This is a genomic window from Pseudomonas koreensis, assembly GCF_036668835.1.
Lineage (GTDB): Bacteria > Pseudomonadota > Gammaproteobacteria > Pseudomonadales > Pseudomonadaceae > Aquipseudomonas > Aquipseudomonas koreensis_I.
This window is the reverse complement of record NZ_JAZEVW010000001.1, coordinates 462510-487913: the sequence shown is the minus strand read 5'-3', so window position 1 is coordinate 487913 and position 25404 is coordinate 462510. Positions and strand designations below refer to the sequence as shown.

Genomic DNA, 25404 nt, shown 5'->3' with positions numbered 1-25404 from the left:
ATGACCTCGGCGATATTCATTCCTGAGCTGGGTCATCTGGCGATGATTCTGGCGCTGTGTTTTGCTCTGGTGCAAGCCGTGGTGCCGTTGCTCGGTGCCTGGCGCGGCGACCGTTTGTGGATGGGCCTGGCGCAACCGGCAGCGTGGGGCCAGTTTGCCTTTCTGCTGTTGGCCTTCGGCATCCTCACCTACGCGTTCATGACCGATGATTTCTCGGTGGCCTATGTGGCGATGAACTCCAACAGCGCGCTGCCGTGGTACTACAAATTCAGCGCGGTGTGGGGCGCCCACGAAGGTTCGCTGCTGTTGTGGGCGTTGATTCTCGGCGGCTGGACCTTCGCCGTGTCGGTGTTCTCGCGGCAGTTGCCGCAAGTCATGCTTGCCCGGGTACTGGCGGTGATGGGCATGATCAGCACCGGTTTCTTGCTGTTCCTGATTTTGACGTCGAACCCGTTCGCGCGGATCCTGCCGCAGATTCCGGCTGACGGTCGCGACCTCAATCCGCTGCTGCAGGACATCGGCCTGATCGTGCATCCGCCGATGCTCTATATGGGCTATGTCGGGTTTTCGGTGGCCTTCGCCTTCGCCATCGCGGCATTGCTCGGCGGTCGTCTCGATGCCGCCTGGGCACGCTGGTCGCGGCCATGGACCATCGTCGCCTGGGCGTTCCTCGGGATCGGCATCACCCTCGGTTCGTGGTGGGCGTATTACGAACTCGGCTGGGGCGGCTGGTGGTTCTGGGACCCGGTGGAAAACGCCTCGTTCATGCCATGGCTGGTCGGCACCGCGTTGATTCACTCGCTGGCGGTGACGGAAAAACGCGGCGTGTTCAAGAGCTGGACGGTGTTGCTGGCAATTGCCGCGTTCTCGCTCAGTCTGCTGGGCACGTTCCTTGTGCGCTCCGGCGTACTGACGTCGGTCCACGCGTTCGCTTCCGATCCTGAGCGCGGCGTGTTCATTCTGATCTTCCTGCTGTTCGTCGTCGGTGGTTCGCTGACCCTGTTCGCTCTGCGCGCGCCGGTGGTCAAGAGTCAGGTCGGTTTCAACCTGTGGTCGCGGGAAACCCTGCTGCTGGGCAACAATCTGGTGCTGGTCGTCGCTGCCTCGATGATCCTGCTCGGCACGCTGTACCCGCTGATTCTCGATGCCCTCAGCGGCGCGAAGATGTCGGTCGGCCCGCCGTACTTCAATGCGCTGTTCATTCCGCTGATGGCGTTGCTGATGCTGGTCATGGCGGTCGGCGTGATCGTGCGCTGGAAGGATACCCCGGTGAAATGGCTGGCGAGCATGCTCACTCCGGTGTTGCTCGGCAGCGTCGCGCTGGCGGTGATTGCCGGCGTCGCTTACGGCGATTTCAACTGGGCGGTGATTGCGACGTTCCTGCTGGCGGCGTGGGTGCTGCTCGCCGGTGTTCGCGACCTGTTCGACAAGACTCGCCACAAGGGCCTGATCAAAGGCCTGCCGACGCTGACCCGCAGCTATTGGGGCATGCAGATCGCTCACCTCGGTATTGCCGTGTGCGCGCTCGGCGTGGTGTTGTCGAGCCAGAACAGTGCCGAACGCGACCTGCGTCTGGCGCCGGGCGAGTCAATGGACCTGGCCGGTTATCACTTCGTTTTCGACGGTGCCAAGCACTTCGAGGGGCCGAACTTCACTTCCGACAAAGGCACCGTTCGGGTGATTCGCGACGGCAAGGAAATCAGCGTGCTGCACCCGGAAAAACGTTTGTACACCGTGCAGAACTCGGTGATGACCGAAGCCGGGATCGACGCCGGTTTCACCCGCGATATTTATGTCGCCCTTGGCGAGCCGCTGGATAACGGCGCCTGGGCGGTCCGCGTGCACGTCAAACCGTTCGTGCGCTGGATCTGGTTCGGCGGCCTGCTCACCGGCTTCGGTGGACTGTTGGCGGCGCTGGATCGGCGTTATCGGGTCAAGGTGAAAAGCAAAGTGCGCGAAGCGCTTGGCATGACGGGAGCGGCGGCATGAGACGTTGGTTGATGTTGGTGCCGCTGGCGATTTTCCTGTTGGTGGCGGTGTTTCTGTATCGCGGGCTGTACCTCGACCCGGCGGAGCTGCCGTCGGCGATGATCAACAAGCCATTCCCGGAGTTTTCCCTGCCGAGCGTGCAGGGCGACAAGACCTTGAGCAAGGCTGACATTCTCGGCAAACCGGCGCTGGTCAATGTCTGGGGTACCTGGTGCATCTCCTGCCGGGTCGAACATCCGGTGCTGAACAAGCTGGCCGAGCGCGGCGTGTTGATCTACGGCATCAACTACAAGGACACCAACGCCGACGCGTTGAAATGGCTGGCCGAGTTTCACAATCCGTATGCGCTGGATATTCGTGACGACGAGGGTTCGCTGGGCTTGAATCTTGGTGTCTACGGCGCGCCGGAAACCTTCTTTATCGACGCCAAAGGCATCATCCGCGACAAGTTCGTTGGGGTGATCGACGAGCAGGTCTGGCGCGAAAAACTCGCGGCCAAATATCAGGCGCTGGTCGATGAGGCCAAGCCATGAAGCGTTTTCTCGCCGCAGTGGTGCTGGGCTTGAGTCTGGCCGGCGTCGCCCACGCGGCCATCGACACCTACGAATTTGCCAAAGAAGGCGATCGCGAGCGTTTCCGCGAGCTGACCAAGGAATTGCGCTGCCCCAAATGCCAGAACCAGGACATCGCCGACTCCAACGCACCGATTGCCGCTGACCTGCGCAAAGAGATTTTCCGCATGCTCAGCGAGGGCAAGGACAACCAGCAGATCATCGACTTCATGGTCGACCGCTACGGTGATTTCGTCCGCTACAAACCAGCGCTCAACGCCAAGACCGCACTGCTCTGGTTCGGCCCGGCCGGCCTGCTGCTGGGCGGTTTCGTGGTGATCGCGGTGATCGTCCGCCGGCGTCGCGGGCAACGCGCCGCAACGCCGTCATCGCTGTCCATCGAAGAACGTCAGCGCCTCGACCAACTGTTGGATAAAACCCAAGAATGATTGATTTCTGGCTTGCCGCAGGGCTGTTGCTTCTGGTCGCCCTGAGTTTTCTGTTGATCCCGGTGTTGCGTGGTCGTCGCGCCCAACGCGAGGAGGATCGCACCGCCCTCAACGTTGCCCTGTATCAGGAGCGTGTCGCCGAGTTGCAAGCGCAGCAGGCTGAAGGCGTACTCGACGCTGCGCAAATGGACAGCGGGCGCGCCGAGGCGGCGCGGGAGTTGCTGGCGGATACCGAAGGCGTTGCCGCGCCGCGTGTGTCGAAGCTGGGCAAGCCGTTGCCGTTGCTCGCGGCCGTGCTGGTGCCGCTGTTGGGCTTGGGCCTGTACTTGCATTTCGGCGCTGCCGACAAGGTCGAGCTGACCCGCGAATTCGCTCAGGCGCCGCAGTCGATGGAAGAGATGACTCAGCGTCTGGAACGTGCGGTTGCCGCGCAACCGGATTCCGCCGAAGGGCTGTATTTCCTCGGTCGTACGTACATGGCGCAGGAGCGCCCGGCGGACGCGGCGAAGATGTTCGAACGTGCCGCCGGCCTTGCCGGTCGCCAACCCGAGCTGCTCGGTCAGTGGGCGCAGGCGCAGTATTTTGCTGACGGTAAAAAATGGTCGGCAAAGATCCAGGCGCTGACTGACGAAGCGCTCAAGGCTGATCCGAAAGAAGTCACCAGCCTCGGTCTGCTCGGCATCGCTGCGTTTGAAGGCGAGCGGTATCAGGAAGCCATCGACTACTGGAACCGCCTGCTCGCGCAACTGCCTCCGGAGGACAACTCTCGCGCCGCGCTGCAAGGCGGAATCCAGCGCGCCGCCGAACGCCTGCAAGCCGCTGGCGGCACAGTCGCGCAGACCCCTGCAGCGGCGAAAGGCGCGCTGCTGAAAGTCAGCGTCGATCTGGCCAGCGAACTCAAAAGCAAAGTGCAGCCGGGCGACAGCGTATTCATCTTTGCTCGCGCCACCTCCGGTCCACCGGCACCGCTGGCGGCCAAGCGCCTGACCGTGGCTGATCTGCCGGTGACCGTCGAACTGGGCGATGCCGACGCGATGATGCCGCAGTTGAAACTGTCCAACTTTCCCGAAGTCCAACTGGTTGCGCGCATATCCCGGGCCGGCCAACCCACTGCCGGTGAATGGATCGGTCGCAGCGGCCCACTGGCCAGCAGCACCAGCGCGCCACAAAAACTGACCATCGACAGCCCGGACCAATAACCGGAACCACAGGAAAGCACCGCCATGCACACCATCGCCCGTATCACAGTCCTCACACTGGCCCTGGGCTTGAGTGCATGTGCGGTCCAACGACCGGAACCGACCACCAACCTGCCGCCGATCCCGCCGTCGCAACCGAGCCCGACCCCGTCGACCTCACCGACTCCGGGCAAGAGCATCCCGGCCAAACCGTCGAAACCGGTACCCCGCACCTCAGCCAGCTTCGCCCCGCCACCGGGCGGCAACAGCCACTGGGACCAGAAACTCGGCGTTTACGTGCTCGACGACCAGTCCAACACATTCTACCGTCAGCGCACTTACTACCGCTGGAACAACGGCTGGAGCCGCGCCGTCAGCCCCAACGGCCCATGGGAAGACACCGACATCCACGGCGTGCCACCGGGCTTGGGCAAGCAGTTCGGGCAGTGAAGAAAAACGGCGATCTTTGGATCGCCGTTTTTTTTGCGCGTTTAATCACACCTTGTAAAACAACCAACCGTCACTCCACGCCATCCTGTGCTTGAGTAAAGATAACTCTAGGGTTACTTTTGAAAGGCCAAGGCAAGGAGGCGCCGGGTGCAGAGCAGGTTATTGATCGAGGAGCTTGAAGACGCAGGCTGGACGCTGGATCGGGTGACTGGCAGTCATCACATTTTCAAGCACGGTTACAACCCGAACACGATTCCCGTTCCCCATCCGAAAAAGGATTTACCGTTGGGGACGGTCAAGAGCATCAGGCGGCGTGCCGGGTTGTACAACCCGCGAGCCCGTTATATAGGAGATCCGTAATGCAATATCCAATCTGCATTGAGTGGGGTGATGAAAATACTGCCATCGGTATTCAGATCCCCGATATCCCGGGTGCCGTGACGGCGGGGGACACGTTCGAGGATGCCTACAACGCTGCCGTTGAAGTTGCCCACATCATGCTGCAGGAGATTGCGGCGGCAGGGGAGCCGATTCCGCTGCCGACGTCGGCGTCGGCTCATCGCAGCAATGCGGATTTTGCCGAAATGGGGTGGGGCATGCTGGAGCTGGATATCTCGCCGTATCTGGGCAAGACCGAGAAGGTCAACGTCACGCTGCCCGGTTATGTGATACAGCGCATCGACCGTTATGTGCGTGAACATAACGTCAAAAGCCGCTCCTCGTTTCTGGCGGATGCGGCGATGGAGAAACTGGTGCGGTATTGAGCTGTATCGCTCCCACAGGCACAGCGCATGACCTGTGGGAGCGAGCTTGCTCGCGAAGCTTTTGCCGCCTCACGCCGCTGCCAATGAACCCTTTTGCGATGCGCTCAAGAAGCGCAACAGCGCCAACAGTGGAAACACGCTGCCGACAATCACGATCCACACCCAGCCGCCGTGTTCGTACACCGCGCTGGCCACTGACGAGCCGAACGCGCCGCCGATGAAGATGCTGGTCATGTACAGCGCGTTCAGGCGGCCACGGCTTTTGGCGTCCAGCGAGTAAACCGCGCGTTGGCCGAGGACCATGTTCATCTGCACGCAGAAATCCAGCACTACGCCAGTGACCGCCAGGCCGATAACGCTGTAGGCCGGGTGAATGAAGGCGGGGAGAAAGCTCAGGCTGGCGAAGAGCATGGCCAGCAGCGAGGCGATGCGGGTATGACCGGCGTCGGCGAGGCGTCCACTGATCGGCGCCGCGATGGCACCGATGGCGCCGACCAGGGCGAAAATCGCGATTTCGCTTTGCGACAGGCCGTGATTGCGCGCCAGCTCCAGCGGCACGGCGGTCCAGAACAGGCTGAACGTGGCGAACATGCAACCCTGATAAAACGCACGCTGACGCAGCACCGGTTGCTGGCGCAGCAACGTCCACAGCGAGCCGATCAGTTGCCCGTAGGTGGCGCTGTGATCCGGTTGGCGCTTGGGCACGGTCAGCGCCAGCACCACGCTGATCGCGGCCATCAACCCGGCGGCAATCATGAACATCGCGCGCCAGCCGAGGTGATCGGCGACCACGCTCGACACCGGTCGAGCCAACAGAATGCCCAGCAACAAACCGCCCATGATCCCGCCGACCACCCGGCCTCGGGATTCTTCCGGCGCCAGATGCGCCGCCAGCGGAATCAGGACTTGCACCGACACCGAGCTGAAACCCACCAGCAACGAAATCAGCAAAAACACATTCGGCTGATCGGTAAACGCCGCCGCCAGCAGGCTGGCAATTGCCACTAGGGTGGTGACGATCATCAACCGGCGGTTTTCCAGCAGATCGGCCAGCGGCACCAGGAAGAACAGGCCCAGTGCATAACCGATCTGCGTCAACGAGACGATGAAGCTGGCCATGGTGTCGGACAGGCCGATGTCCGGTGCGATCAGGCCGATGATCGGTTGTGCGTAGTAGATGTTGGCAACGATGGCGCCGCAGCAGAAGGCGAACAGCAGCACCATGCCTCGGGTCATTGCATGAGTGGTGGGCATAGGAATACTCGGGTCGGGCACGGGAAAGCGGTGAAGGCTAATGGACAACGCGGGTTGGCAGAAGACAGTTTCGGATGATAACTCTTATTACGTTGTGTAATGACTGGTCGGTTGATCATGGATAGTCGCGAGAGCGGTGCTCATAAGTTTTCTGGTCCAGCCATAAAGCCCCTCACCCTAGCCCTCTCCCAAATGGAGAGGGAACAATTGGGGGATGCTTGGGAGATTCGCCGACCTGAACGTGCTTCTGTGAATCCGGAATTGGTTCGAACCAAAAAATGGCTCCAATCCTTAATCGACTCGGTCCCTCAGGTCGATGTCTGACGCAAGACCCCTCGGTCGGCTCCCTCTCCCTTTGGGAGAGGGCTGGGGTGAGGGTATTCGGGCTCAACAAAAAGGCGACCTCTGTGGGTCGCCTCATGTTTTCAGATCAAGCCTTATTGGCCGGTGTAAATCTGATCAAACACCCCACCATCATTGAAGTGCGTCTTCTGCACCGTGCGCCAGTCACCAAAGGTCTTCTCCACCGAAAGGAAATCCACTTTCGGGAAGCGATCGGTGTACTTCGCCAGCACCGCCGGATCACGTGGGCGCAGGTAGTTGGCCGCAGCAATTTCCTGGCCTTCAGGCGACCACAGGTACTTCAGATATTCGTCAGCCGCCGCACGCGAACCTTTCTTGTCGACGACTTTATCTACCACCGACACCGGCGGTTCGGCTTCAGCGGACACGCTCGGGTAGACCACTTCGAACTGATCGCGACCAAATTCGCGGGCGATCATTTCCGCCTCGTTTTCGAAGGTCACCAGCACGTCGCCGATCTGGTTGGTCATGAACGTGGTGGTCGCCGCGCGGCCGCCGGTATCGAGCACCGGCGCTTGCTTGAACAGCTTGCCGACGAAGTCCTTGGCCTTGTTTTCGTCACCGCCGTTCTTCAGCACATAGCCCCAGGCCGACAGGTAGGTGTAGCGGCCGTTGCCCGAGGTTTTCGGGTTCGGCACGATCACCTGCACGCCGTCCTTGAGCAGGTCCGGCCAGTCTTTCAGGGCTTTCGGGTTGCCCTTGCGGACGATGAACACCGTGGCCGAAGTGAACGGCGCGCTGTTGTTCGGCAGACGTGTAACCCAGTTCTCCGGCACCAGTTTGCCGTTGTCGGCGAGGGCGTTGATGTCGGTGGCCATGTTCATGGTGATGACATCCGCCGGCAGGCCGTCGATCACCGAGCGCGCTTGCTTGCTCGAACCGCCGAAAGACATCTGCACGGTGATGTTCTCGTTGTGCTCGGCCTGCCAGTGTTTCTGGAACGCAGTGTTGTAGTCCTTGTAGAAATCGCGCATCACGTCGTAGGAAACGTTGAGCAGCGTCGGCGCTGCCTGAGCGATGTTGGCCAAGGCCAGGCCGGCGGCGAGAAGTGAGGCGCCAAAGAGTTTTTTCACTGCGCATTCCTTGTTCTGTGGGGGTGTTGAGTCAAAGGTGAGGCGATTTGCCAGCGACTATAACGGGCCTCGCATAGTCGCTTAAAGATTAAAAAGCTCTGTGCTTATTCCACTTTCTTAAACAGCTGACTGCCGCAGCGCGAACAGAACGCTGCGCTCTGTTCATGGTTCTTTTTCTGGCAGCCCGGGCAGTCATGTTGCAGCTGTTCGCCGCGCATGGCGTTGGCCAGCTCTGCGGTAAAGATCCCCGTGGGCACGGCGATGATCGAGTAACCGGTGATCATCACCAGCGAGGAAATCACCTGGCCCAGCGGCGTCTTCGGCACGATGTCGCCGAAGCCCACAGTGGTCAAGGTCACGATTGCCCAATAAATGCCCTTGGGAATACTGGTGAAGCCATGCTCCGGGCCTTCGATCACGTACATCAGCGTGCCGAACACCGTGACCAAGGTGCAGACGCTGACCAGAAACACGACGATTTTTTGCTTGCTGCCGCGCAGCGCCGACATCAGGTAATTGGCTTGCTTGAGGTACGGGCTGAGTTTGAGCACGCGGAAAATCCGCAGCATCCGAATGATACGGATGATCAGCAGGTACTGCGCATCGCTGTAATACAGGGCAAGAATACCCGGCACGATCGCCAGCAGATCCACCAGCCCGTAAAAACTGAAGGCATAGCGCAGCGGCTTCGGCGAGCAGTACAGACGCAGGATGTATTCGCCGAGAAAGATCGCGGTGAAGCCCCACTCGATGTAGGCCAGCAGGTCCGCGTAGTTACGGTGAACGCTGTCGATGCTGTCGAGCATCACGATCACCAGACTGGCGAGGATGATCAACAGCAGGATGCCGTCGAAGCGACGCCCGGCCGGGGTGTCGCTCTGGAAAATCATGACGTAAAGCCGTTCGCGCCAATTGTTGCTGCTGTCCATGGATAACGCCTGAATCGAAGATCAGCGCAGCCTAGGGTGATTCTCCTCGTGAGCGCAAGGCTCATGCGCCAGCGACGCTTTGCCAAGCATCTGAATGCCGACGCGGATCAGCCAGCAGGCGAGGATGAACGGTGCGGTGAGCGTCGCCAATCCAAGGGCAGCAAACAGCGGTGTCACCAGCAGCGCCAGGACAATGGCGAGCAGCGGCAGCCACGGATTTTGTCGCTGAGCGCTGAAGGCGAGGGCGGCGAGTACGGCGTTGTAGCCACCGAGCCCGAGCAGCGCGGCGGACGTTTCGTGGTGCAGCAGACTCGAGCCCAGGCCGATCACCGACGCCAGCAGCGCCCAGCAGAACGCGCGGCGATCGGCGAGCAGCAAACCGCTGGCGATCAACGCTCCGGCCAATGGATGGTCGAGGAACATCACCTGGCCGAATCCGCGCAGTTCAGCGGCCAGCAGATTTGTCGTGTTCAGGTCGACCGATGCCACCGGCGCGGACGGTTCGGCGAACAGCAGCAGCACCCAGCTGAGCGCCACGAACGGCGAGGTATACGCCGGTATGGCGCGGCTGCGGTACACGTGTTTGAGCCATTGCTGCGTGAGCATCGCGCTCAAGCCGCCCGCTGCAAGAATCAACGGCGGCAGCAGTGGCGACCAAGGAAAATACAGGCTCAGCAGCAGGCCGAGCAGCACGCCGTTGTAGCTGAACAGCCCGGCCTGGCGATCGGCCTTGGCGTAGTTGCGCCGCTGCGCGGTGAGCAGACCGGCAACGCCACCGAGCAGCGCCCCGGCGAACAGCACCGGCGCCGTCAGCAGGATCGCCAACAGACACAGCAGGCCGCACAGCGGATGGCGCTGGAAGAAAATCTGACTGAAACCGTTGAGCAAAGCCTCGGCCCAGTCGGGGCAGTGGGTGTTGAAGTGATTGGCAGGCATGGCAGTTCTGAAAGTCAGTGAAACCGAGGCGCCTGCTTCGCGAGCAAGCTCGCTCCCACACTGGATCTGCGTCCAGTCTCGGTTCTGTGATCGACACAAAACCAATGTGGGAGCGAGCTTGCTCGCGAAGAGGCCGGTACAGGCGTTAGATCAACGTCTCGATACGCAACGAGTTGGTCGAACCCGGCTGGCCAAACGGCACGCCAGCGGTGATCAGCAGCGTGTCGCCACGCTCGGCCATGCCTTGCGCCTGAGCAATCTCCAGCGCCGTCGAGCAGACCTCGTCGACCTGACGCAGGCGATCGTTGACCACAGAATGAATCCCCCACGCCACGCTCAAGCGCCGTGCCGTTTGAAGATTCGGCGTCAGGTTGAGAATCGGCGCTTTCGGCCGTTCCCGTGATGCGCGCAGCGTCGAGGCGCCCGACTCGCTGTAGTTGACCAGCACCGCTACCGGCAGCACGTTGCTGATCCGGCGGATCGCGCAACTGATCGCATCGGAAACCGTCGCCTCGGCTTTCGGCCGGCTGACGTCGAGCTGGGTCTGATAATCCGGGCCGTTCTCAACCTGACGAATGATCTTGCTCATCATCTGCACGGCTTCCAGCGGGTATTCGCCGGATGCGGTTTCAGCCGAGAGCATCACCGCATCGGCGCCTTCGGCCACGGCGTTGGCCACGTCGGTGACTTCGGCGCGGGTCGGCGCAGGGGAGAAGCGCATCGACTCAAGCATCTGCGTGGCCACCACGACCGGTTTGCCGAGTTCGCGGCAGGTGGTGATGATGTTTTTCTGAATTTGCGGCACGCTCTCGGCCGGCACTTCGACGCCGAGGTCACCGCGAGCGACCATGATCGCGTCACTCAACGCAGCGATCTCACGCAGTTGCTCAACCGCCGACGGCTTTTCGATTTTCGCCATCAGAAAGGCCTTGTCGCCGATCAATGCGCGAGCTTCGACGATGTCCTGCGGGCGCTGCACGAACGACAGCGCGACCCAGTCCACGCCCAGCTCCAGTCCGAAACTCAGGTCGCGGCGATCCTTGGCGGTCAGCGGGCTGAGGTCGAGCACCGCTTGCGGCACGTTGACGCCTTTGCGGTCGGACAGTTCGCCGCCGTTGAGCACGGTGGTGTCGATCGCATCGGCGTACTTGGTCACCACGCGCAGACGCAGCTTGCCGTCGTCGAGCAGCAAATCCATACCGGCTTCCAGTGCGGCGATGATCTCGGGATGCGGCAGATTCACCCGACGCTCGTCGCCCGGTGTCGCATCCAGATCGAGACGGAACGCCTGGCCGCGATGCAACTGCACCTTGCCGTCGGCGAACTTGCCGACCCGCAGTTTCGGCCCCTGCAAGTCCATCAGAATGCCCAGCGGGTAATTGAGCTGGCGCTCGACTTCGCGGATCCACTGATAGCGCTTGGCGTGGTCGGCGTGATCGCCGTGGCTGAAATTCAACCGGAAGATATTGACCCCGGCCTCGACCAGTTCACGGATGTCGTCGATGCCGTCAACGGCAGGCCCGAGGGTGGCGAGGATTTTGACCTTTTTATCAGGCGTCATGATTTGCAGTTCTCAAGGATCAGGATGGCGCGGAAGTCGTTGACGTTGGTGCGGGTCGGCTCGGTGACGATCAACGCGTCGAGCGCCTCGAAGTAGCCGTAGCCGTTGTTGTTATCCAGCTCGTCGCTGGCGCTCAGGCCCAGGGCGGCGGCGCGGGTGTAGCTGTCGGGGGTCATGATCGCGCCGGCGTTGTCTTCCGAACCATCGATCCCGTCGGTGTCACCGGCCAGCGCGTAGACACCGGGTTGGCCCTTGAGGTTGTCGGTGAGGCTCAAGAGGAATTCGGCGTTGCGTCCACCGCGGCCATTGCCACGCACGGTCACGGTGGTTTCGCCGCCGGAGAGAATCACGCACGGCGCCGCCAGTGGCTGGCCGTGATTGATGATCTGCCGGGCGATGCCGGCGTGGACTTTCGCCACTTCGCGGGATTCGCCTTCCAGATCACCCAGAATCAGCGTGCTGAAACCGGCCTGACGGCATTTCACCGCCGCCGCATCCAGTGATTGTTGCGGGCGGGCGATCAACTGGAAGTGACTGCGCGCCAGACTCGGGTCGCCGGGTTTGACGGTTTCCGATTCCGGGCTTTGCAGCCAGTTGCGCACCGAGGCCGGAATGTCGATGCCGTAGCGCTTGATGATCGCCAGGGCTTCGGCGCTGGTGCTCGGGTCGGCCACGGTCGGGCCGGAGGCAATCACCGTGGCGAGGTCGCCGGGTACATCGGAAATCGCGTAGGTATAAACAGTGGCAGGCCAGCAGGCTTTGCCGAGACGGCCGCCCTTGATCGCCGAGAGGTGCTTGCGCACGCAGTTCATCTCGCCGATGGTCGCACCGGATTTGAGCAGGGCTTTGTTGATCGACTGTTTGTCGGCGAGGGTGATGCCTTCGGCCGGCAAGGCGAGCAGGGCAGAGCCGCCGCCGGAGAGCAGGAAGATCACCCGGTCGTCTTCGGTCAGGTTGCTGACCAGCTCCAGCACGCGTTTGGCCACCGCCAGACCGGCCGCATCCGGCACCGGATGCGCGGCTTCGACCACTTCGATTTTCTCGCAGGGGGCGCCGTGACCGTAGCGGGTCACCACCAGACCGGACACTTCTCCCTGCCAGCAGCGCTCGACCACTTGCGCCATCGCCGCCGCGGCTTTGCCGGCACCAATGACAATCACCCGACCACTGCGGTCGGCAGGCAAATGGGCTTCGAGGACCTGGTTCGGATGGGCCGCGTCGATGGCTGTGGCAAACAGCTCGCGCAGCAATTGTTGCGGATCGACCGACATGGCGGGCTCCCGGAATTCTTGTTATTCGAAAGGGCGGTAGAGATCCCTGTGGGAGCGAGCTTGCTCGCGAAAGCGATGGATCAGTCAATATCCATGTCGACTGATACTCCCTCTTCGCGAGCAAGCTCGCTCCCACAGGTTTAAGCGGTGGGGCAGTGGCTTATTTGTTGTCGCGAATCGAGAAATTGGCCATGTGTTCCAGGCCTTTGATCAGCGCCGAGTGGTCCCAGTTGCTGCCACCGATGGCCGCACAGGTGCTGAACACTTGCTGGGCGTTGGCGGTGTTCGGCAGGTTGATGTTCAGTTCTTTGGCGCCTTGCAGGGCCAGGTTCAAGTCCTTCTGGTGCAGGCTGATGCGGAAGCCCGGATCGAAGGTGCCCTTGATCATGCGCTCGCCGTGCACTTCCAGAATCTTCGAGGAGGCGAAACCGCCCATCAGCGCTTCACGCACTTTGGCCGGATCGGCACCGTTTTTCGAGGCAAACAGCAGCGCCTCGGCAACGGCCTGGATGTTCAGGGCGACGATGATCTGGTTGGCGACTTTGGCGGTCTGACCGTCACCGTTGCCACCGACTAAAGTGATGTTCTTGCCCATGGCCTGGAACAGCGGCAGGGCGCGTTCGAAGGCATCGGCGTCGCCACCGACCATGATGCTCAGGGTCGCGGCTTTGGCACCGACTTCACCGCCGGACACGGGTGCGTCGAGGTACTGCGCGCCTTTTTCGTTGATCTTCGCCGCGAACGCTTTGGTTGCGGTTGGGGAAATCGAGCTCATGTCGATCACGACTTTGCCTTTGCCGATACCGGCTGCAACGCCATCGGCACGGAACAGCACGTCATCGACCTGCGGGGTATCCGGAACCATGACGATGATGAATTCAGCTTCCTGCGCCACTTCGCGCGGGTTGGCCAGAGCGACGGCGCCTGCGGCAACGAGGTCGGCCGGTGCGGCGTCGTGGTGCGCCGACAGGAACAGGCTGTGACCGGCTTTCTGCAGGTTCGCCGCCATTGGGTGGCCCATGATGCCGGTGCCGATGAATCCGATTTTAGCCATGAGAAAATCCTCTTGTTTTTGTCTTGCTCAAGCAAATAGGGGTGCTGCCTTCATGTGGGAGCGAGCCTGCTCGCTCCCACAGGGGATTTGCTGTGTTGTTAGATTGCGTTGTGGGTCTTGAGCCAGCCCAGGCCAGCCTCGGTGGTGGTCAGCGGCTTGTACTCGCAACCGACCCAGCCCTGATAACCGATGCGGTCGAGGTGTTCGAACAGGAAGCGGTAGTTGATTTCGCCGGTCCCCGGTTCGTTGCGCCCGGGGTTGTCCGCGAGCTGCACATGGTTGATCCCGCCCAGGTGCGATTGCAGGGTGCGGGCCAGATCGCCTTCCATGATTTGCATGTGATAGATGTCGTATTGCAGGAACAGATTGGCGCTGCCGACCTGCTCGCGAATCGACAGGGCCTGCGCGGTGTTGTTCAGATAGAAACCCGGTATGTCGCGGGTGTTGATCGCTTCCATCACCAGTTTGATGCCCACCGCTTGCAGCTTGTCGGCGGCATATTTGAGGTTGGCGACGAAGGTCTTTTCCACAGTGGCATCGTCGACGCCCTGCGGACGGATACCGGCCAGGCAGTTGATTTGGGTGTTGCCCAGCACTTGCGCGTAGGCAATCGCCAGATCGACCCCGGCGCGGAACTCTTCGACCCGGTCCGGCAGGCAGGCAATGCCGCGCTCGCCCTTGGCCCAGTCACCGGCCGGCAGGTTGAACAGCACTTGGGTCAAACCGTTGGCTTCAAGTTTTGCCTTGATTTCAGCCGAGCTGAAGTCGTACGGGAACAGGTATTCCACGCCACTGAAACCGGCCTTGGCGGCGGCGTCGAAACGGGCAAGGAAATCCTGTTCGGTGAACAGCATGGACAGGTTGGCTGCGAAACGCGGCATGGTGGTCTCCTAAAAACGGATGAGGCACGGTAAGTCAGACTAAACGCGATCAGTCCCCTCTCCTGGGGGGGAGGGTTAGGATGAGGGCGCAATCCCGAGTCCACCCCAGCCCTCTCCCCAAGGGAGAGGGAGCTAAAAGCAATCAATCCAGCAACGAAATCGCCGTCGGCGCATCATTGCCGACCAGTGCCAGGTCTTCAAACTCGTTGACCGCGTTGATCTCGGTGCCCATGGAGATGTTGGTCACACGCTCCAGAATGATCTCGACGATCACCGGCACCTTGAACTCTTCGATCATCTGTTCGGCCTTGCGCAGGGCCGGGGCGATCTCTGACGGTTCGAATACCCGCAGTGCTTTACAGCCGAGGCCTTCGGCGACTGCGATGTGGTCAACCCCGTAACCGTTGAGTTCCGGCGCGTTGAGGTTATCGAAGGACAGCTGCACGCAGTAGTCCATTTCGAACCCGCGCTGCGCCTGACGGATCAGGCCCAGGTACGAGTTGTTCACCACGACGTGGATGTACGGCAGTTTGAACTGAGCGCCGACCGCCAGTTCTTCGATCATGAACTGGAAATCATAGTCCCCCGACAGGGCCACGACTTTACGGCTCGGATCGGCCTTCACCACGCCCAGCGCCGCCGGAATGGTCCAGCCCAATGGACCGGCCTGACCGCAGTTGATCCAGTGACGCGGTTTGTAGACGTGCAGGAACTGCGCGCCGGCAATCTGCGACAGACCAATGGTGCTGACGTAGCAGGTGTCCTTGCCGAACACCTGGTTCATTTCTTCGTAAACGCGCTGCGGCTTGACCGGCACGTTGTCGAAGTGGGTCTTGCGATGCAGGCTGGCCTTGCGCTGCTGGCAATCCTGCAACCACGCGCTGCGGTTTTTCAGCTTGCCGGCAGCTTGCCATTCACGGGCCACTTCGATGAACACGGTCAGCGCAGCGGCGGCGTCGGAAACGATGCCCAGATCCGGCGTGAACACACGGCCGATCTGCGTGCCTTCGATGTCGACGTGAATGAACTTGCGGCCTTCGGTGTAGACATCCACCGAACCGGTGTGACGGTTGGCCCAACGGTTACCGATACCCAGCACCACGTCGGATTTGAGCAGGGTCGCGTTGCCGTAGCGGTGCGACGTCTGCAGACCCACCATGCCGACCATCAGCGGGTGATCGTCGGGGATGGTGCCCCAGCCCATCAGGGTCGGGATCACCGGAATACCGGTCAGCTCGGCGAACTCAACCAGCAGGTCACTGGCGTCGGCGTTGATGATGCCGCCACCGGCGACCAGCAATGGACGCTCGGCCTGATCCAGCAAAGCCAGCGCCTTCTCGACCTGCACGCGGGTCGCGGTCGGTTTGGCCAATGGCAGTGGCTGATAAGCGTCGATGTCGAATTCGATCTCGGCCATCTGCACGTCGAACGGCAGGTCGATCAGCACCGGGCCTGGGCGGCCGGAGCGCATTTCATAGAAAGCTTTCTGGAAGGCGTAAGGCACTTGGCCCGGTTCCAGAACGGTGGTCGCCCACTTGGTCACAGGTTTGACGATGCTGGTGATATCGACGGCCTGGAAATCTTCCTTGTGCATACGGGCGCGGGGTGCCTGGCCGGTGATGCAGAGGATTGGAATCGAGTCGGCCGAGGCGCTGTAGAGCCCGGTGACCATGTCGGTACCGGCCGGGCCGGATGTACCGATGCACACGCCGATATTGCCGGCCTTGGTGCGGGTGTAGCCCTCGGCCATGTGCGAGGCGCCTTCAACGTGGCGAGCAAGGACGTGATCGATGCCACCGACCTTCTGCAAGGCGGAGTACAGCGGGTTGATCGCTGCGCCCGGGATGCCAAAAGCGGTATCAACCCCTTCACGGCGCATCACCAGAACGGCGGCTTCGATTGCTCTCATTTTGCTCATGGTTTTGTGCCTCTTTACGTTTTGTAATTGTATACAAGTGGCTTTTGCGCAGAGTGTATTCACGGCGGACGGCGCAGGTCAATCCATTTTCTCAAGCGCGTGTTTCATTCGTCGGAAGCCCGCCTGAGTGTGGCTTTTCGTCGCATGTGGCGCTTTTCGATAATTATTGTATACAAAAAAATAACTCATTGTGTTCTATTTGTAGGATCGGACTGCGGCAGTAACGCGCAGCCCCACGACTTTCCCTATAACAAAATGAGGACGGCACCATGAGCGCTTTAACCTTGAAAGTCGCAGTCAACCTGGTCAGCGAAGCCATCACCGCCGGGCGCGGCATCAACGCCGCACCGCTGACCATCGCGGTACTCGACACCGGCGGTCACCTGATCGCCCTGCAACGCGAAGACGGCGCCAGCCTGCTGCGCCCCAACATCGCCATCGGCAAAGCCTGGGGTGCCATCGCCTTGGGCAAAGGCTCGCGCCTGCTTGCACAGGACGCGCAACAACGCCCGGCGTTTATTGCCGCACTCAACAGCATGGGCCAGGGCAGCGTCGTCCCGGCACCGGGCGGGGTGCTGATTCGTGATCAGGCGGGGGTGGTGCTGGGGGCGATCGGGATCAGTGGGGATTTGTCGGATATTGATGAGCAGGTGGCGATTAAAGCGGTGGAGGCGCTGGATTTGAGGGCGGATGGGGGGGCGGTTTCCTGAATTTGCGTTGATTGAGCTATCGCCATCGCGAGCAGGCTCACTCCTACATTGGATTCGGGTCGGACACAAAATGTCTGAACACCACAATCCTCCTGTAGGAGTGAGCCTGCTCGCGATAGCTTTCGCCCAGACACATCCTGCCAACAGTCTGTCTGATCCATTCGCATACCCCGTACTAGCCTTTTATGAATTGATCATGGGAGGCGAAGGAATGCCAGATCTACCTGCTGCACATAAATTGCGAGTCGGACGATATGCCGAAGTTAGCCGAATCTATCTGCTGACCAGTAATACCCATCAACGAAGGCCGATCTTTACAAATTTTGCCTTGGGTAAACTGGTCGCTGACCAATTCCAGAATGCGCAAGAATCCGGATTGGTAAATTCACTGGCCTGGGTCGTCATGCCTGATCATTTCCATTGGCTAATTGAATTACGGCGAGGCTCATTGAGTGAGCTCATGCAGAAAACCAAATCGATGAGTACCAGATCAGTCAGGCAAGCTACCGCAAATAATAGTGTGCTTTGGCAGCGAGGTTTTCATGATCGGGCGCTGCGAAAGGAAGACGACTTAGTGAAAATGGCGCGTTATGTCGTAGCCAATCCATTGCGGGCAGGGCTGGTTGAGAAACTTAGCGAATATCCGCTTTGGGGGGCGACCTGGGTTTGAGCTGAGACCGCGTCGCCTCAATCGCGAGCAGGCTCACTCCCACATTTTGGAATGCGTTCCCCTGTAGGAGTGAGCCTGCTCGCGATAGCGTCGCCGCGGTCTATCAGTCCGGCTCACACCCCTTCAACACCAACCGGATAATCGTCTGCGCCGCCGCTTCATAATCCGCCTCATCCAGCTTGTCCTTCCCGGTTACCGCAGAAATCTGCCAGTCGAAGTCGGCGTAGGTCTGGGTGGCGGCCCAGATGCTGAACATCAGGTGGTTGGGGTCGATCGGGGCGATCTGGCCGCGGTCGATCCAGCTCTGGATGCAGGCGATGTTGTGCTTGGCCTGGGCGTTCAGTTGTTCGACCAGATCGGCGTTCAGGTGCGGGGCGCCGTGCATGATTTCGCTGGCGAACACCTTGGAAGCGAAGGGCAGGTCGCGGGAGATGCGGATTTTCGAGCGGATGTAGCCGCTGAGCACTTCGCTCGGCACGCCGTCCGGGTTGAACGGTGTCGAGGCCTGCAGAATCGGCTCGATGATGCTTTCCAGCACCTCGCGATAGAGGTTTTCCTTGGATTTGAAATAGTAATAGACGTTGGGCTTGGGCAATCCCGCCTTGGCGGCGATGTCGCTGGTTTTGGTCGCCGCGAAGCCCTTGTCGGCAAACTCCTCGCTGGCGGCACGCAGGATCAGTTCTTTGTTGCGCTCGCGGATTGTGCTCATAAACCCGGTGGTTCCTTGCCTGTTCTGGCGGTTGCGCATGGTAGCACCGGCCTCGCGCGGCGCTCAACAATGCACCACGCGGCCTGCGGTCGCGTTATGCTTCGCAACATTCATACACAGAAGGAAACAGGACTCATGGCAGGAAGCAGTTTGCTGGTGCTGATCGACGACATCGCCACCGTTCTGGATGACGTGGCGTTGATGACCAAAATGGCCGCCAAGAAGACTGCCGGAGTGCTCGGTGACGATCTGGCGCTCAATGCCCAGCAGGTTTCCGGCGTGCGCGCCGAGCGCGAGATTCCCGTGGTCTGGGCCGTGGCCAAGGGCTCGTTCGTCAACAAACTGATCCTGGTGCCGTCGGCGCTGGCGATCAGTGCGTTCGTGCCGTGGCTGGTGACGCCGCTGCTGATGGTCGGCGGTGCCTACCTGTGCTTCGAGGGCTTCGAAAAGCTCGCGCACACGTTTCTGCACAGCAAAGCTGAAGATGAAGCAGGGCACGCGCAGCTGACTGAGGCCGTCGCCGATCCGGCGACCGATCTCGTCGCTTATGAAAAGGACAAGATCAAAGGTGCGATTCGCACTGACTTCATCCTGTCGGCAGAAATCATTGCGATCACCTTGGGCACCGTGGCTGATGCTTCGTTGACGCAGCAAGTGATCGTGATGTCTGGTATCGCCATCGTCATGACGGTTGGCGTTTACGGCTTGGTGGCGGGCATCGTCAAGCTCGACGATCTCGGCTTGTGGCTGACGCAGAAGCCAGGACAGTTCGCAAAGAAAACCGGCAGCGTCATCCTCAGCGCCGCGCCGTACATGATGAAAACCCTGTCGGTGGTCGGTACAGCGGCGATGTTCCTGGTCGGCGGCGGCATCCTCACTCACGGTGTGCCGGTAGTGCATCACTGGATTGAAGGTGTTGGCGCAGCGGCCGGCAGTGCCGGGTTTGCGGTGCCGATGTTGCTAAACGGTGTAGCGGGGATCATTGCCGGTGCGGTGGTGTTGGCGGTGGTTTCTGTCGGCAGCAAAATCTGGAAAGCCGTGAAGGGCTAATTAGCGACACAAAACAAATGTGGGAGCGAGCTTGCTCGCGAAAGCGGAGTATCAGTCGACTTAAATGTTGACTGGACTATCGCATTCGCGAGCAAGCTCGCTCCCACAGTGTTTTGTGGCAGCCGTTTTTATTCGGCGATCTGCAACTTGCGCGCCTCGGTATACACGTAACGCACCTTCTCGTACTCGAACGGCGAGTTCATCTGGCCGTAGCGGAAGCTGGTCTGGTAGCGCTTGTCGACTGCGCGCAAAGCCCAGACTTCCGGGTGGTTGGAGCTGACTTCCGAGACGTTGAGGAAGTTGATCGCCGACTCGGCGGTGTAGTCCACGGCAAGGCCCGCCGTGTCGCGGATGTTCGACGGGCCGAGGATCGGCAGTACGAAGTAGGCACCGCCCGGTACACCGTAGAAGCCCAGCGTCTGACCGAAGTCTTCGCTCTGGCGCGGCAGGCCCATGGCGGTGGCCGGGTCCCACAGACCGGCGATGCCGATGGTGGTGTTGAGCAGCAGGCGCGCGGTGGTTTCCATCGAGCGCTGGCCCTTGAACTGCAACAGGCTGTTGACCAGGTTCGGCACGTCACCGAGGTTGTTGAAGAAGTTGCTCACCCCGGTGCGCACGAAGCTTGGAGTGATATAGCGGTAGCCATCGACCACCGGCAAAAACACCCATTGATCGAAACGGTAGTTGAAGTGGTAAACCCGGCGGTTCCACGACTCCAGCGGGTCATAGACGTTCAGCGCGTTGAGCGTCGAGCGCTCGAATTCGCGCTGGTCCAGGCCCGCGTTGAATTTCAGTTTGGTCAGCGGTTCCTTGAAACCGTCGCTGTCGACCACGACCGGGGCGTTGGCTTTGCTGTTGTCGGCCTGGGCCACGCCTGCACAGAGGAGCGCTGTAATCAGCAGGAGATATTTAGCCACGGAAGAACTCCAGCATGGCGTCGCTGTTGACGCGGTAGTTAAGGTTGCCGCAGTGGCCGCCGAGTGGGTAAACGGTCAGGCGATCACCGAAGGTCTTGCGCAGGAAGCCAAGATCGCCGGGACCGAGGATCACGTCGTCGGCGTTGTGCATCACGGCAATTTTCGGGCTGGCTTGCAGGTAATCCTTGAGCGCGTACAGGCTGACCTGATCGATCAGTTGCAGCAGGCTGCCGCCGTCGGTGCGCGCGCGCCACATCGGAATCACCTGCTCGGTGATGTAGCAGTCGAAATCGCACTGCAGTGCACGCTTGAGGAACGGCGTGAGGCTGGTGCCTTCGGTGATCGGGAATTTCGGCGGCGTGATCAGGCCGCGACGGTTGATCAGGTCGGAAGTGAACGCGATATCGGCCGCCGAGAAGCGGAACGACGTGCCGATCAGCATCGCCATCTGCTCATTGGTCAGGTGCTGCTTGGACTGTTGGAAGTCATAGAGCAGCGCGTCATTGAGGTCGATGTAACCTTTTTGCTGGAAGTAGCGGGTCAGCTTGGTCAGCACCAGTTCGTAAAAGGTGGTGCTGCTGTTGATGCCTTTGACTTCGGTCTGCACCAGCTTGTCGAGGTTGGTTACCGAGGTATACAGGTTGACCGGCGGGTTGAGCAGCAGCACTTTCTTGAAGTTGAAGCTGCGGCGCGTCTCATCCAGATGCGCGACGAATGCGGCATCGAGGGCACCGAGGCTGTAACCGGTGAGGTAGTACTCGGTCACTGGCAGCTTCGGGTTCTGCGCCCGCACGGCCTGCATCACCCGGTACATGTCTTCGGCGTCTTCCTTGGTTACGCCCGGTGTGGCGAAACGCGAGGCGGCGCTGATGAAGTCGAAGCTGGTCGGCGACGACAACTGCACGACGTGGTAACCAGCCTTGTAATAGAGCTTTTTCAGGTATTCGTTGAGCGTGCTGTCAAAACGCGCACCGGTGCCGGCGATCAGGAAGATCAACGGGGCCGGTTTGTCTTGCGTGGCAATGCGATAGGTGAGCTTTTTCACCGCCCAGAAATTGTCCGGCAGGATGAACTCGCGTTCCGGGCGCAGGGTGACGCTGCGATCCGACTGATTGATGTCGTCATCGAGCGGCAGTTCAGGGCGTAGATCCGGCGGCGTTGTGGCGATGGTCGCCTCGAACGGATTGGTCAGGGGGTAGCCATAACTGGCGGCGTCGATATCCACCGCCAGTGCGGACGCACTCAAAATAAGGCCGCTGAACAGCGCGGCGAAGCGCAAGGAACGGAGCATGACTAGATCCCTTAGAGGAAGGTGCCGAATGAAGTTCGCAGGCTATGACCACCGCGCTTGCGCCAAAGTGCCATGCTGCGGCACCAAACAGGCGGAATTCGGAGTAATAGTAGCTGGACGATACACTTTGCACGGCCCGAATGAACAGTTAAGTGTTGTTAGCGCTTGCGTATGCAGGGCGGCAGATTAAGCTGGCCGCCGATTTCCACAGATTGGAGTGCTCCATGTCCCGCCGCTTGCCCGTGATTGTGCTGCTCGTGCTGTTGCCGTTGTGGCTGGCTGCCAGTTATGCGGCGCGTTATGGCTTTATGGAGGACGGCCAGTGGGTCGGCATCTGCGTTGACGAGGCCAGCCGTTGGGAATGCGTGGTGCGTTCGAACCTTGGGCTGATGATCCACTTCAAGGTATTGGGCTGGGCGGCGCTCGCTGCGGCGCTGATCGGCTTCGTTGTGCCGGGACGGGCAGGGTGGTGGCTGGCGGTGCTGGCGCTGGTGATCGGCTTGCCGGCGCTGGCGTTGTACAACACCACGTTGGCGGTGTTTGCGGTGGTGATTGCCGGGTTGCGCCTGGTGCGCAAGATCTGAGTCGAAATTTTTTTGTGCATGACCTGTAATTTCTGACAGTTGACTGTCCGATTACACGCGAATGTAATTGGTGTGCCGCTCTAGGACGTTAATCTAGTCAGGAGAAACTGCCATGCACTCGCTTACACCTACTTTGACCGTGACGGATCCTCGAGGGCTGGCAGTAAATACGGTGACCTATTACCGGGACGTTTCCAGTATCCCTCCGGAAACTCGCGTTACACATAGGGTTTACGACAGTGCAGGTCGTGCAACCAGGCACTATGACCCTCGATTGTTCAAACTTCTTGCCACAGAGCCTGATATCGCACCAAGCCTCAGAACGGTGTTCAACCTGTCGGGGGAGGAGTTGCTCAACGATAGCGTTGACGCCGGTTTCAGGTTGCAACTACCAGGGCTCGCGGGCCAGTCGTGCGATAGTTGGGATGGCACGCTAACGCGAGTGCACGTTGAGTACGATGAACTGGTTCGCCCCATCATGGAGTCTGTTTGCGCAGTTGGTGAGGTCGAGAGGGTCCGCTCATACTTTGCCTACGGTGACGGTTCAACAGCATTTAACAAACGAAATCAATGCGGACAATTGATCCGGCAGGACGACTGCGCAGGAACGATTTTTTTTCGCTCATTTTCTCTGAATGGCGAGTTGCTCGAGAGTAACCGGAATTTTCTCCAGGATATCAAATTACCGGATTGGCCTTTGCTATGGGCAGATCGCGATCTTCTTAATGAAACGGGAAGTGGTTTTACCACGACCTTCGCTTACGGCGCGGCGTCTCAGGTTCTTTATGAGAGGGACTCACAAGATAATTTTCGAGCCTTTGAATATGGAGTGAGCGGGCAAGTCTGTGGAATTAACGTGAGCGTAGGTGCGAATGGCGCTGCCAATGATCTGGTCAGAGAAATTCAATACGGTGCCTTCGACAAAGTCGAGCAGCAAACCTTCGCAAACGGCATGGTCTGCTCTGCCCTTTATTCACCCGCCGATGGGCGATTACAAGAGCTCAAGTCACAGATTCCCGGGCGCCCGGCTTTGCAGCATCTGATCTATCGCTATGACCCCGTCGGTAATATCGTTTCCATCGAAGATCGCGCGTTGAGCGTTCGCTACTTCCGTAATCAGAAAATTGAACCGGTCAGAAGATTTGTTTATGACACGAGCTATCAGCTTATCGAAGCCACTGGATGGCAAGTGATTGGTGGTAACGCAGGCCCGAACTTGCCTGAGTTTCAGTCGCCTGCTGATCCATCACTTCTGGAAAATTACGCTGAGACCTTCAGTTACGATTCAGCTGGGAACCTCGTTCTGCAAACTCTGCGCTCTGCGTCTGGGGGACGTACTCAGCGTATGGCTGTATCGAAGTACAGTAACCGTGCTCTTGTTCAGAAAGTTACTGGAGATCTGCCGACAGAAGCAGAGATCGTTGCGGCATATGATTTCAATGGCAATAAGCGCCTCCTGCTCGCTGAGCAGGATTTGAGTTGGGACGAGCGCAATCGTCTGCTTAAAGTCGGCCAGGCGGGCTCGACCTTGTCAAGTAATGCGCAGCTATACGTTTATGATCATGCGGGACAGCGGTTGCGGAAAACTCAAATGTCTACAGATGCTCGCCTGGTACGTCAGGAAGTCCGTTATCTTGGGGATTTGGAATTGCGCAGTAACGGTTCCAGTTCGTTACACGTTATCAATTTAGATGCGCGCCTGTGCAATGTTCGTGTGTTGCATCGAGTTGGCGAGAGCGACATAAGTTTCCGCTATGTAGTGACCGATCAACTGGGCTCATGCTGCATGGAAGTTGATGAAACGGGCTTACTTATAAGCGAGGAGGTTTTTTACGCGTATGGCAACACGGCGTGGTGGGGAGGCAGTGACAGGGTCAAGGCAAGTAACAAAACCAGACGCTTCTCGGGCAGGGAGCGAGACTCTACCGGATTGGATTATTACGGCGCGAGGTATTACGCATGCTGGTGGCATCGGTGGCTGAGCCCTGATCCAGCAGGGGTTATCGATGGTTTGAATCTTTATCGTATGGTTGGTAACAACCCTCTCACATTTATCGATGATGAAGGCTACACCGGAAAGAATATCAATGCTGGCCAAGAGGGTGACTACGCGGATCTGGTCTCTAGTTTTTCACCAGGAGACATTCTGTTCGGATTGCGTGAGCCCAGGGATCAGGCGCTGAATGCACTTTACAAGGTCGGGTTCAAGGAGTTTTCAAGGGTGCCGATGTGGAAGGAAAATGTTCCAAGGCTGTTCTGGGAGAAGAAGCGCAATGTCCTGAAGCAGAATGACCTGACGGATGCCGCGTTCGGGCCGACCGTAACGGCCGGGGTCTACAATTCGAACGATCAGATTAAATCAGAATTAGTGGACGCTGATCGCGGTATTGGCTACAAAGAATTTGCAATGACTAACAGATATTTTCAAAAGGATGAGAAAGGTACAGGCAATTTTTTTGAGATTAATGTTCCCATGTGGCGGCGCTCGAGCAAGGCAGGGTTGGAGTATCAGATTTTCGAGCGTGCTAAAAAGGTGTTCTTTGCTATCGATAATCTGATGGAAACTCTGGACGATATTGTTTTGAAGACGCCCGGCTCGGGAACCAGTGTCACAGCCTCTGAGATCAGATACGTTTTCAGGCGCAAAGACACGCCTGAAGTTAAAAGCAATGTGAAATTCTTTTTGGCAGACAGGGAAGTTACACAAGACGAATTCTTCAATATGCCGGCCTGGAAAAACTATCAGCCGAAGAAAACCTACAAACACGTTTCTACGCCGGGCCGTTCGCAGATGACACAGCACTGATTTTTGCGCGGGTATACGGGGTATATCTGACGTGACACACAAATCC

24 protein-coding genes are annotated in these 25404 nt (G+C 59.4%); 12 read left to right on the top strand and 12 right to left on the bottom strand.

The features are described from left to right. The 7 genes from V6F91_RS02085 to V6F91_RS02055 all read left to right on the top strand — a co-directional run bounded on the left by V6F91_RS02085 (nucleotide 1) and on the right by V6F91_RS02055 (nucleotide 5381). Nucleotides 1-1989 (top strand): heme lyase CcmF/NrfE family subunit, encoded by a 1989-nt coding sequence (locus tag V6F91_RS02085; protein WP_332761977.1) that lies wholly within the window; start codon nucleotides 1-3, stop codon nucleotides 1987-1989. Beyond that, entirely contained in the window at nucleotides 1986-2522 is a 537-nt protein-coding gene (locus V6F91_RS02080) for a DsbE family thiol:disulfide interchange protein (RefSeq protein ID WP_332761976.1), read from the top strand. Before V6F91_RS02085 ends, V6F91_RS02080 begins: the two co-directional genes overlap by 4 nt. Next, the gene (locus tag V6F91_RS02075; protein WP_332761974.1) at nucleotides 2519-2989 is read left to right on the top strand and encodes a cytochrome c-type biogenesis protein; all 471 of its coding nucleotides are present in this window, start codon (nucleotides 2519-2521) and stop codon (nucleotides 2987-2989) included. Before V6F91_RS02080 ends, V6F91_RS02075 begins: the two co-directional genes overlap by 4 nt. Continuing rightward, nucleotides 2986-4188: a c-type cytochrome biogenesis protein CcmI gene (gene ccmI, locus V6F91_RS02070; protein WP_332761972.1), complete on the top strand. Its 1203-nt coding sequence runs from the start codon at nucleotides 2986-2988 to the stop codon at nucleotides 4186-4188. The genes V6F91_RS02075 and ccmI overlap by 4 nt, the downstream gene beginning before the upstream one ends. A gap of 24 nt (nucleotides 4189-4212) precedes the next feature. Next, the gene (locus tag V6F91_RS02065; RefSeq protein ID WP_206414939.1) at nucleotides 4213-4617 is read left to right on the top strand and encodes a hypothetical protein; all 405 of its coding nucleotides are present in this window, start codon (nucleotides 4213-4215) and stop codon (nucleotides 4615-4617) included. A 147-nt stretch (nucleotides 4618-4764) separates the two neighbouring features. Then, nucleotides 4765-4977 (top strand): type II toxin-antitoxin system HicA family toxin, encoded by a 213-nt coding sequence (locus V6F91_RS02060; protein ID WP_332761969.1) that lies wholly within the window; start codon nucleotides 4765-4767, stop codon nucleotides 4975-4977. Further along, the gene (locus V6F91_RS02055; RefSeq protein ID WP_208938207.1) at nucleotides 4977-5381 is read left to right on the top strand and encodes a type II toxin-antitoxin system HicB family antitoxin; all 405 of its coding nucleotides are present in this window, start codon (nucleotides 4977-4979) and stop codon (nucleotides 5379-5381) included. The genes V6F91_RS02060 and V6F91_RS02055 overlap by 1 nt, the downstream gene beginning before the upstream one ends. 69 nt (nucleotides 5382-5450) lie before the next feature. Here V6F91_RS02055 and V6F91_RS02050 read toward each other — a convergent pair whose 3' ends face one another. The 9 genes from V6F91_RS02050 to gcl all read right to left on the bottom strand — a co-directional run bounded on the left by V6F91_RS02050 (nucleotide 5451) and on the right by gcl (nucleotide 16621). Then, on the bottom strand, nucleotides 5451-6635 hold the full coding sequence (locus tag V6F91_RS02050) for an MFS transporter (protein ID WP_332761966.1): 1185 nt from the start codon (nucleotides 6633-6635) through the stop codon (nucleotides 5451-5453). 437 nt (nucleotides 6636-7072) lie between these two features. Beyond that, complete coding sequence (locus tag V6F91_RS02045; protein ID WP_203421245.1) at nucleotides 7073-8071, bottom strand: sulfate ABC transporter substrate-binding protein; 999 nt, start codon at nucleotides 8069-8071, stop codon at nucleotides 7073-7075. A 104-nt stretch (nucleotides 8072-8175) separates the two neighbouring features. Further along, nucleotides 8176-9000, bottom strand: a complete 825-nt coding sequence (locus V6F91_RS02040) for an ion transporter (RefSeq protein ID WP_332761962.1) — start codon at nucleotides 8998-9000, stop codon at nucleotides 8176-8178. Between the two features lie 21 nt (nucleotides 9001-9021). Beyond that, complete coding sequence (locus V6F91_RS02035) at nucleotides 9022-9936, bottom strand: urea transporter (RefSeq protein ID WP_332761960.1); 915 nt, start codon at nucleotides 9934-9936, stop codon at nucleotides 9022-9024. A 145-nt stretch (nucleotides 9937-10081) separates the two neighbouring features. Next, nucleotides 10082-11497 (bottom strand): pyruvate kinase, encoded by a 1416-nt coding sequence (pyk, locus tag V6F91_RS02030; protein ID WP_208938204.1) that lies wholly within the window; start codon nucleotides 11495-11497, stop codon nucleotides 10082-10084. Continuing rightward, the gene (locus tag V6F91_RS02025) at nucleotides 11494-12768 is read right to left on the bottom strand and encodes a glycerate kinase (protein WP_332761959.1); all 1275 of its coding nucleotides are present in this window, start codon (nucleotides 12766-12768) and stop codon (nucleotides 11494-11496) included. Before V6F91_RS02025 ends, pyk begins: the two co-directional genes overlap by 4 nt. A 160-nt stretch (nucleotides 12769-12928) precedes the next feature. Next, nucleotides 12929-13822, bottom strand: a complete 894-nt coding sequence (locus tag V6F91_RS02015; RefSeq protein ID WP_123533761.1) for a 2-hydroxy-3-oxopropionate reductase — start codon at nucleotides 13820-13822, stop codon at nucleotides 12929-12931. A gap of 98 nt (nucleotides 13823-13920) precedes the next feature. Then, nucleotides 13921-14703 (bottom strand): hydroxypyruvate isomerase, encoded by a 783-nt coding sequence (gene hyi, locus V6F91_RS02010; RefSeq protein ID WP_332761957.1) that lies wholly within the window; start codon nucleotides 14701-14703, stop codon nucleotides 13921-13923. Between the two features lie 142 nt (nucleotides 14704-14845). Then, nucleotides 14846-16621: a glyoxylate carboligase gene (gene gcl / locus V6F91_RS02005; RefSeq protein ID WP_096796234.1), complete on the bottom strand. Its 1776-nt coding sequence runs from the start codon at nucleotides 16619-16621 to the stop codon at nucleotides 14846-14848. Between the two features lie 269 nt (nucleotides 16622-16890). Here gcl and V6F91_RS02000 point away from each other — a divergent pair, with 269 nt between their 5' ends. Further along, nucleotides 16891-17331, top strand: coding sequence for a heme-binding protein (locus V6F91_RS02000; RefSeq protein WP_332761953.1), 441 nt, complete (start codon nucleotides 16891-16893; stop codon nucleotides 17329-17331). Nucleotides 17332-17542: 211 nt separating this feature from the next. Next, nucleotides 17543-18001 carry an REP-associated tyrosine transposase gene (locus V6F91_RS01995; protein WP_332762851.1) on the top strand — a complete coding sequence of 153 codons (459 nt, stop codon included), beginning with the start codon at nucleotides 17543-17545 and terminating at the stop codon, nucleotides 17999-18001. A gap of 103 nt (nucleotides 18002-18104) precedes the next feature. On the opposite strand, the gene V6F91_RS01990 is transcribed toward V6F91_RS01995, so the two are convergent. Next, nucleotides 18105-18710 carry a TetR/AcrR family transcriptional regulator gene (locus tag V6F91_RS01990; RefSeq protein WP_090282405.1) on the bottom strand — a complete coding sequence of 202 codons (606 nt, stop codon included), beginning with the start codon at nucleotides 18708-18710 and terminating at the stop codon, nucleotides 18105-18107. A 135-nt stretch (nucleotides 18711-18845) separates the two neighbouring features. Here V6F91_RS01990 and V6F91_RS01985 point away from each other — a divergent pair, with 135 nt between their 5' ends. Further along, the gene (locus V6F91_RS01985) at nucleotides 18846-19760 is read left to right on the top strand and encodes a DUF808 domain-containing protein (RefSeq protein ID WP_332761952.1); all 915 of its coding nucleotides are present in this window, start codon (nucleotides 18846-18848) and stop codon (nucleotides 19758-19760) included. A gap of 128 nt (nucleotides 19761-19888) precedes the next feature. Here the strand turns inward: V6F91_RS01985 and V6F91_RS01980 are convergent, their stop codons facing one another. Further along, nucleotides 19889-20677 carry an MlaA family lipoprotein gene (locus V6F91_RS01980; protein WP_208938197.1) on the bottom strand — a complete coding sequence of 263 codons (789 nt, stop codon included), beginning with the start codon at nucleotides 20675-20677 and terminating at the stop codon, nucleotides 19889-19891. Then, on the bottom strand, nucleotides 20670-21968 hold the full coding sequence (locus V6F91_RS01975) for a serine/threonine protein kinase (protein WP_206414945.1): 1299 nt from the start codon (nucleotides 21966-21968) through the stop codon (nucleotides 20670-20672). The genes V6F91_RS01980 and V6F91_RS01975 overlap by 8 nt, the downstream gene beginning before the upstream one ends. Nucleotides 21969-22192: 224 nt before the next feature. Here V6F91_RS01975 and V6F91_RS01970 point away from each other — a divergent pair, with 224 nt between their 5' ends. Further along, nucleotides 22193-22552: a hypothetical protein gene (locus V6F91_RS01970; protein WP_332761945.1), complete on the top strand. Its 360-nt coding sequence runs from the start codon at nucleotides 22193-22195 to the stop codon at nucleotides 22550-22552. A gap of 112 nt (nucleotides 22553-22664) precedes the next feature. Beyond that, nucleotides 22665-25358 carry an RHS repeat-associated core domain-containing protein gene (locus V6F91_RS01965; RefSeq protein ID WP_332761943.1) on the top strand — a complete coding sequence of 898 codons (2694 nt, stop codon included), beginning with the start codon at nucleotides 22665-22667 and terminating at the stop codon, nucleotides 25356-25358. The last annotated feature ends 46 nt before the right edge of the window (nucleotides 25359-25404 follow it).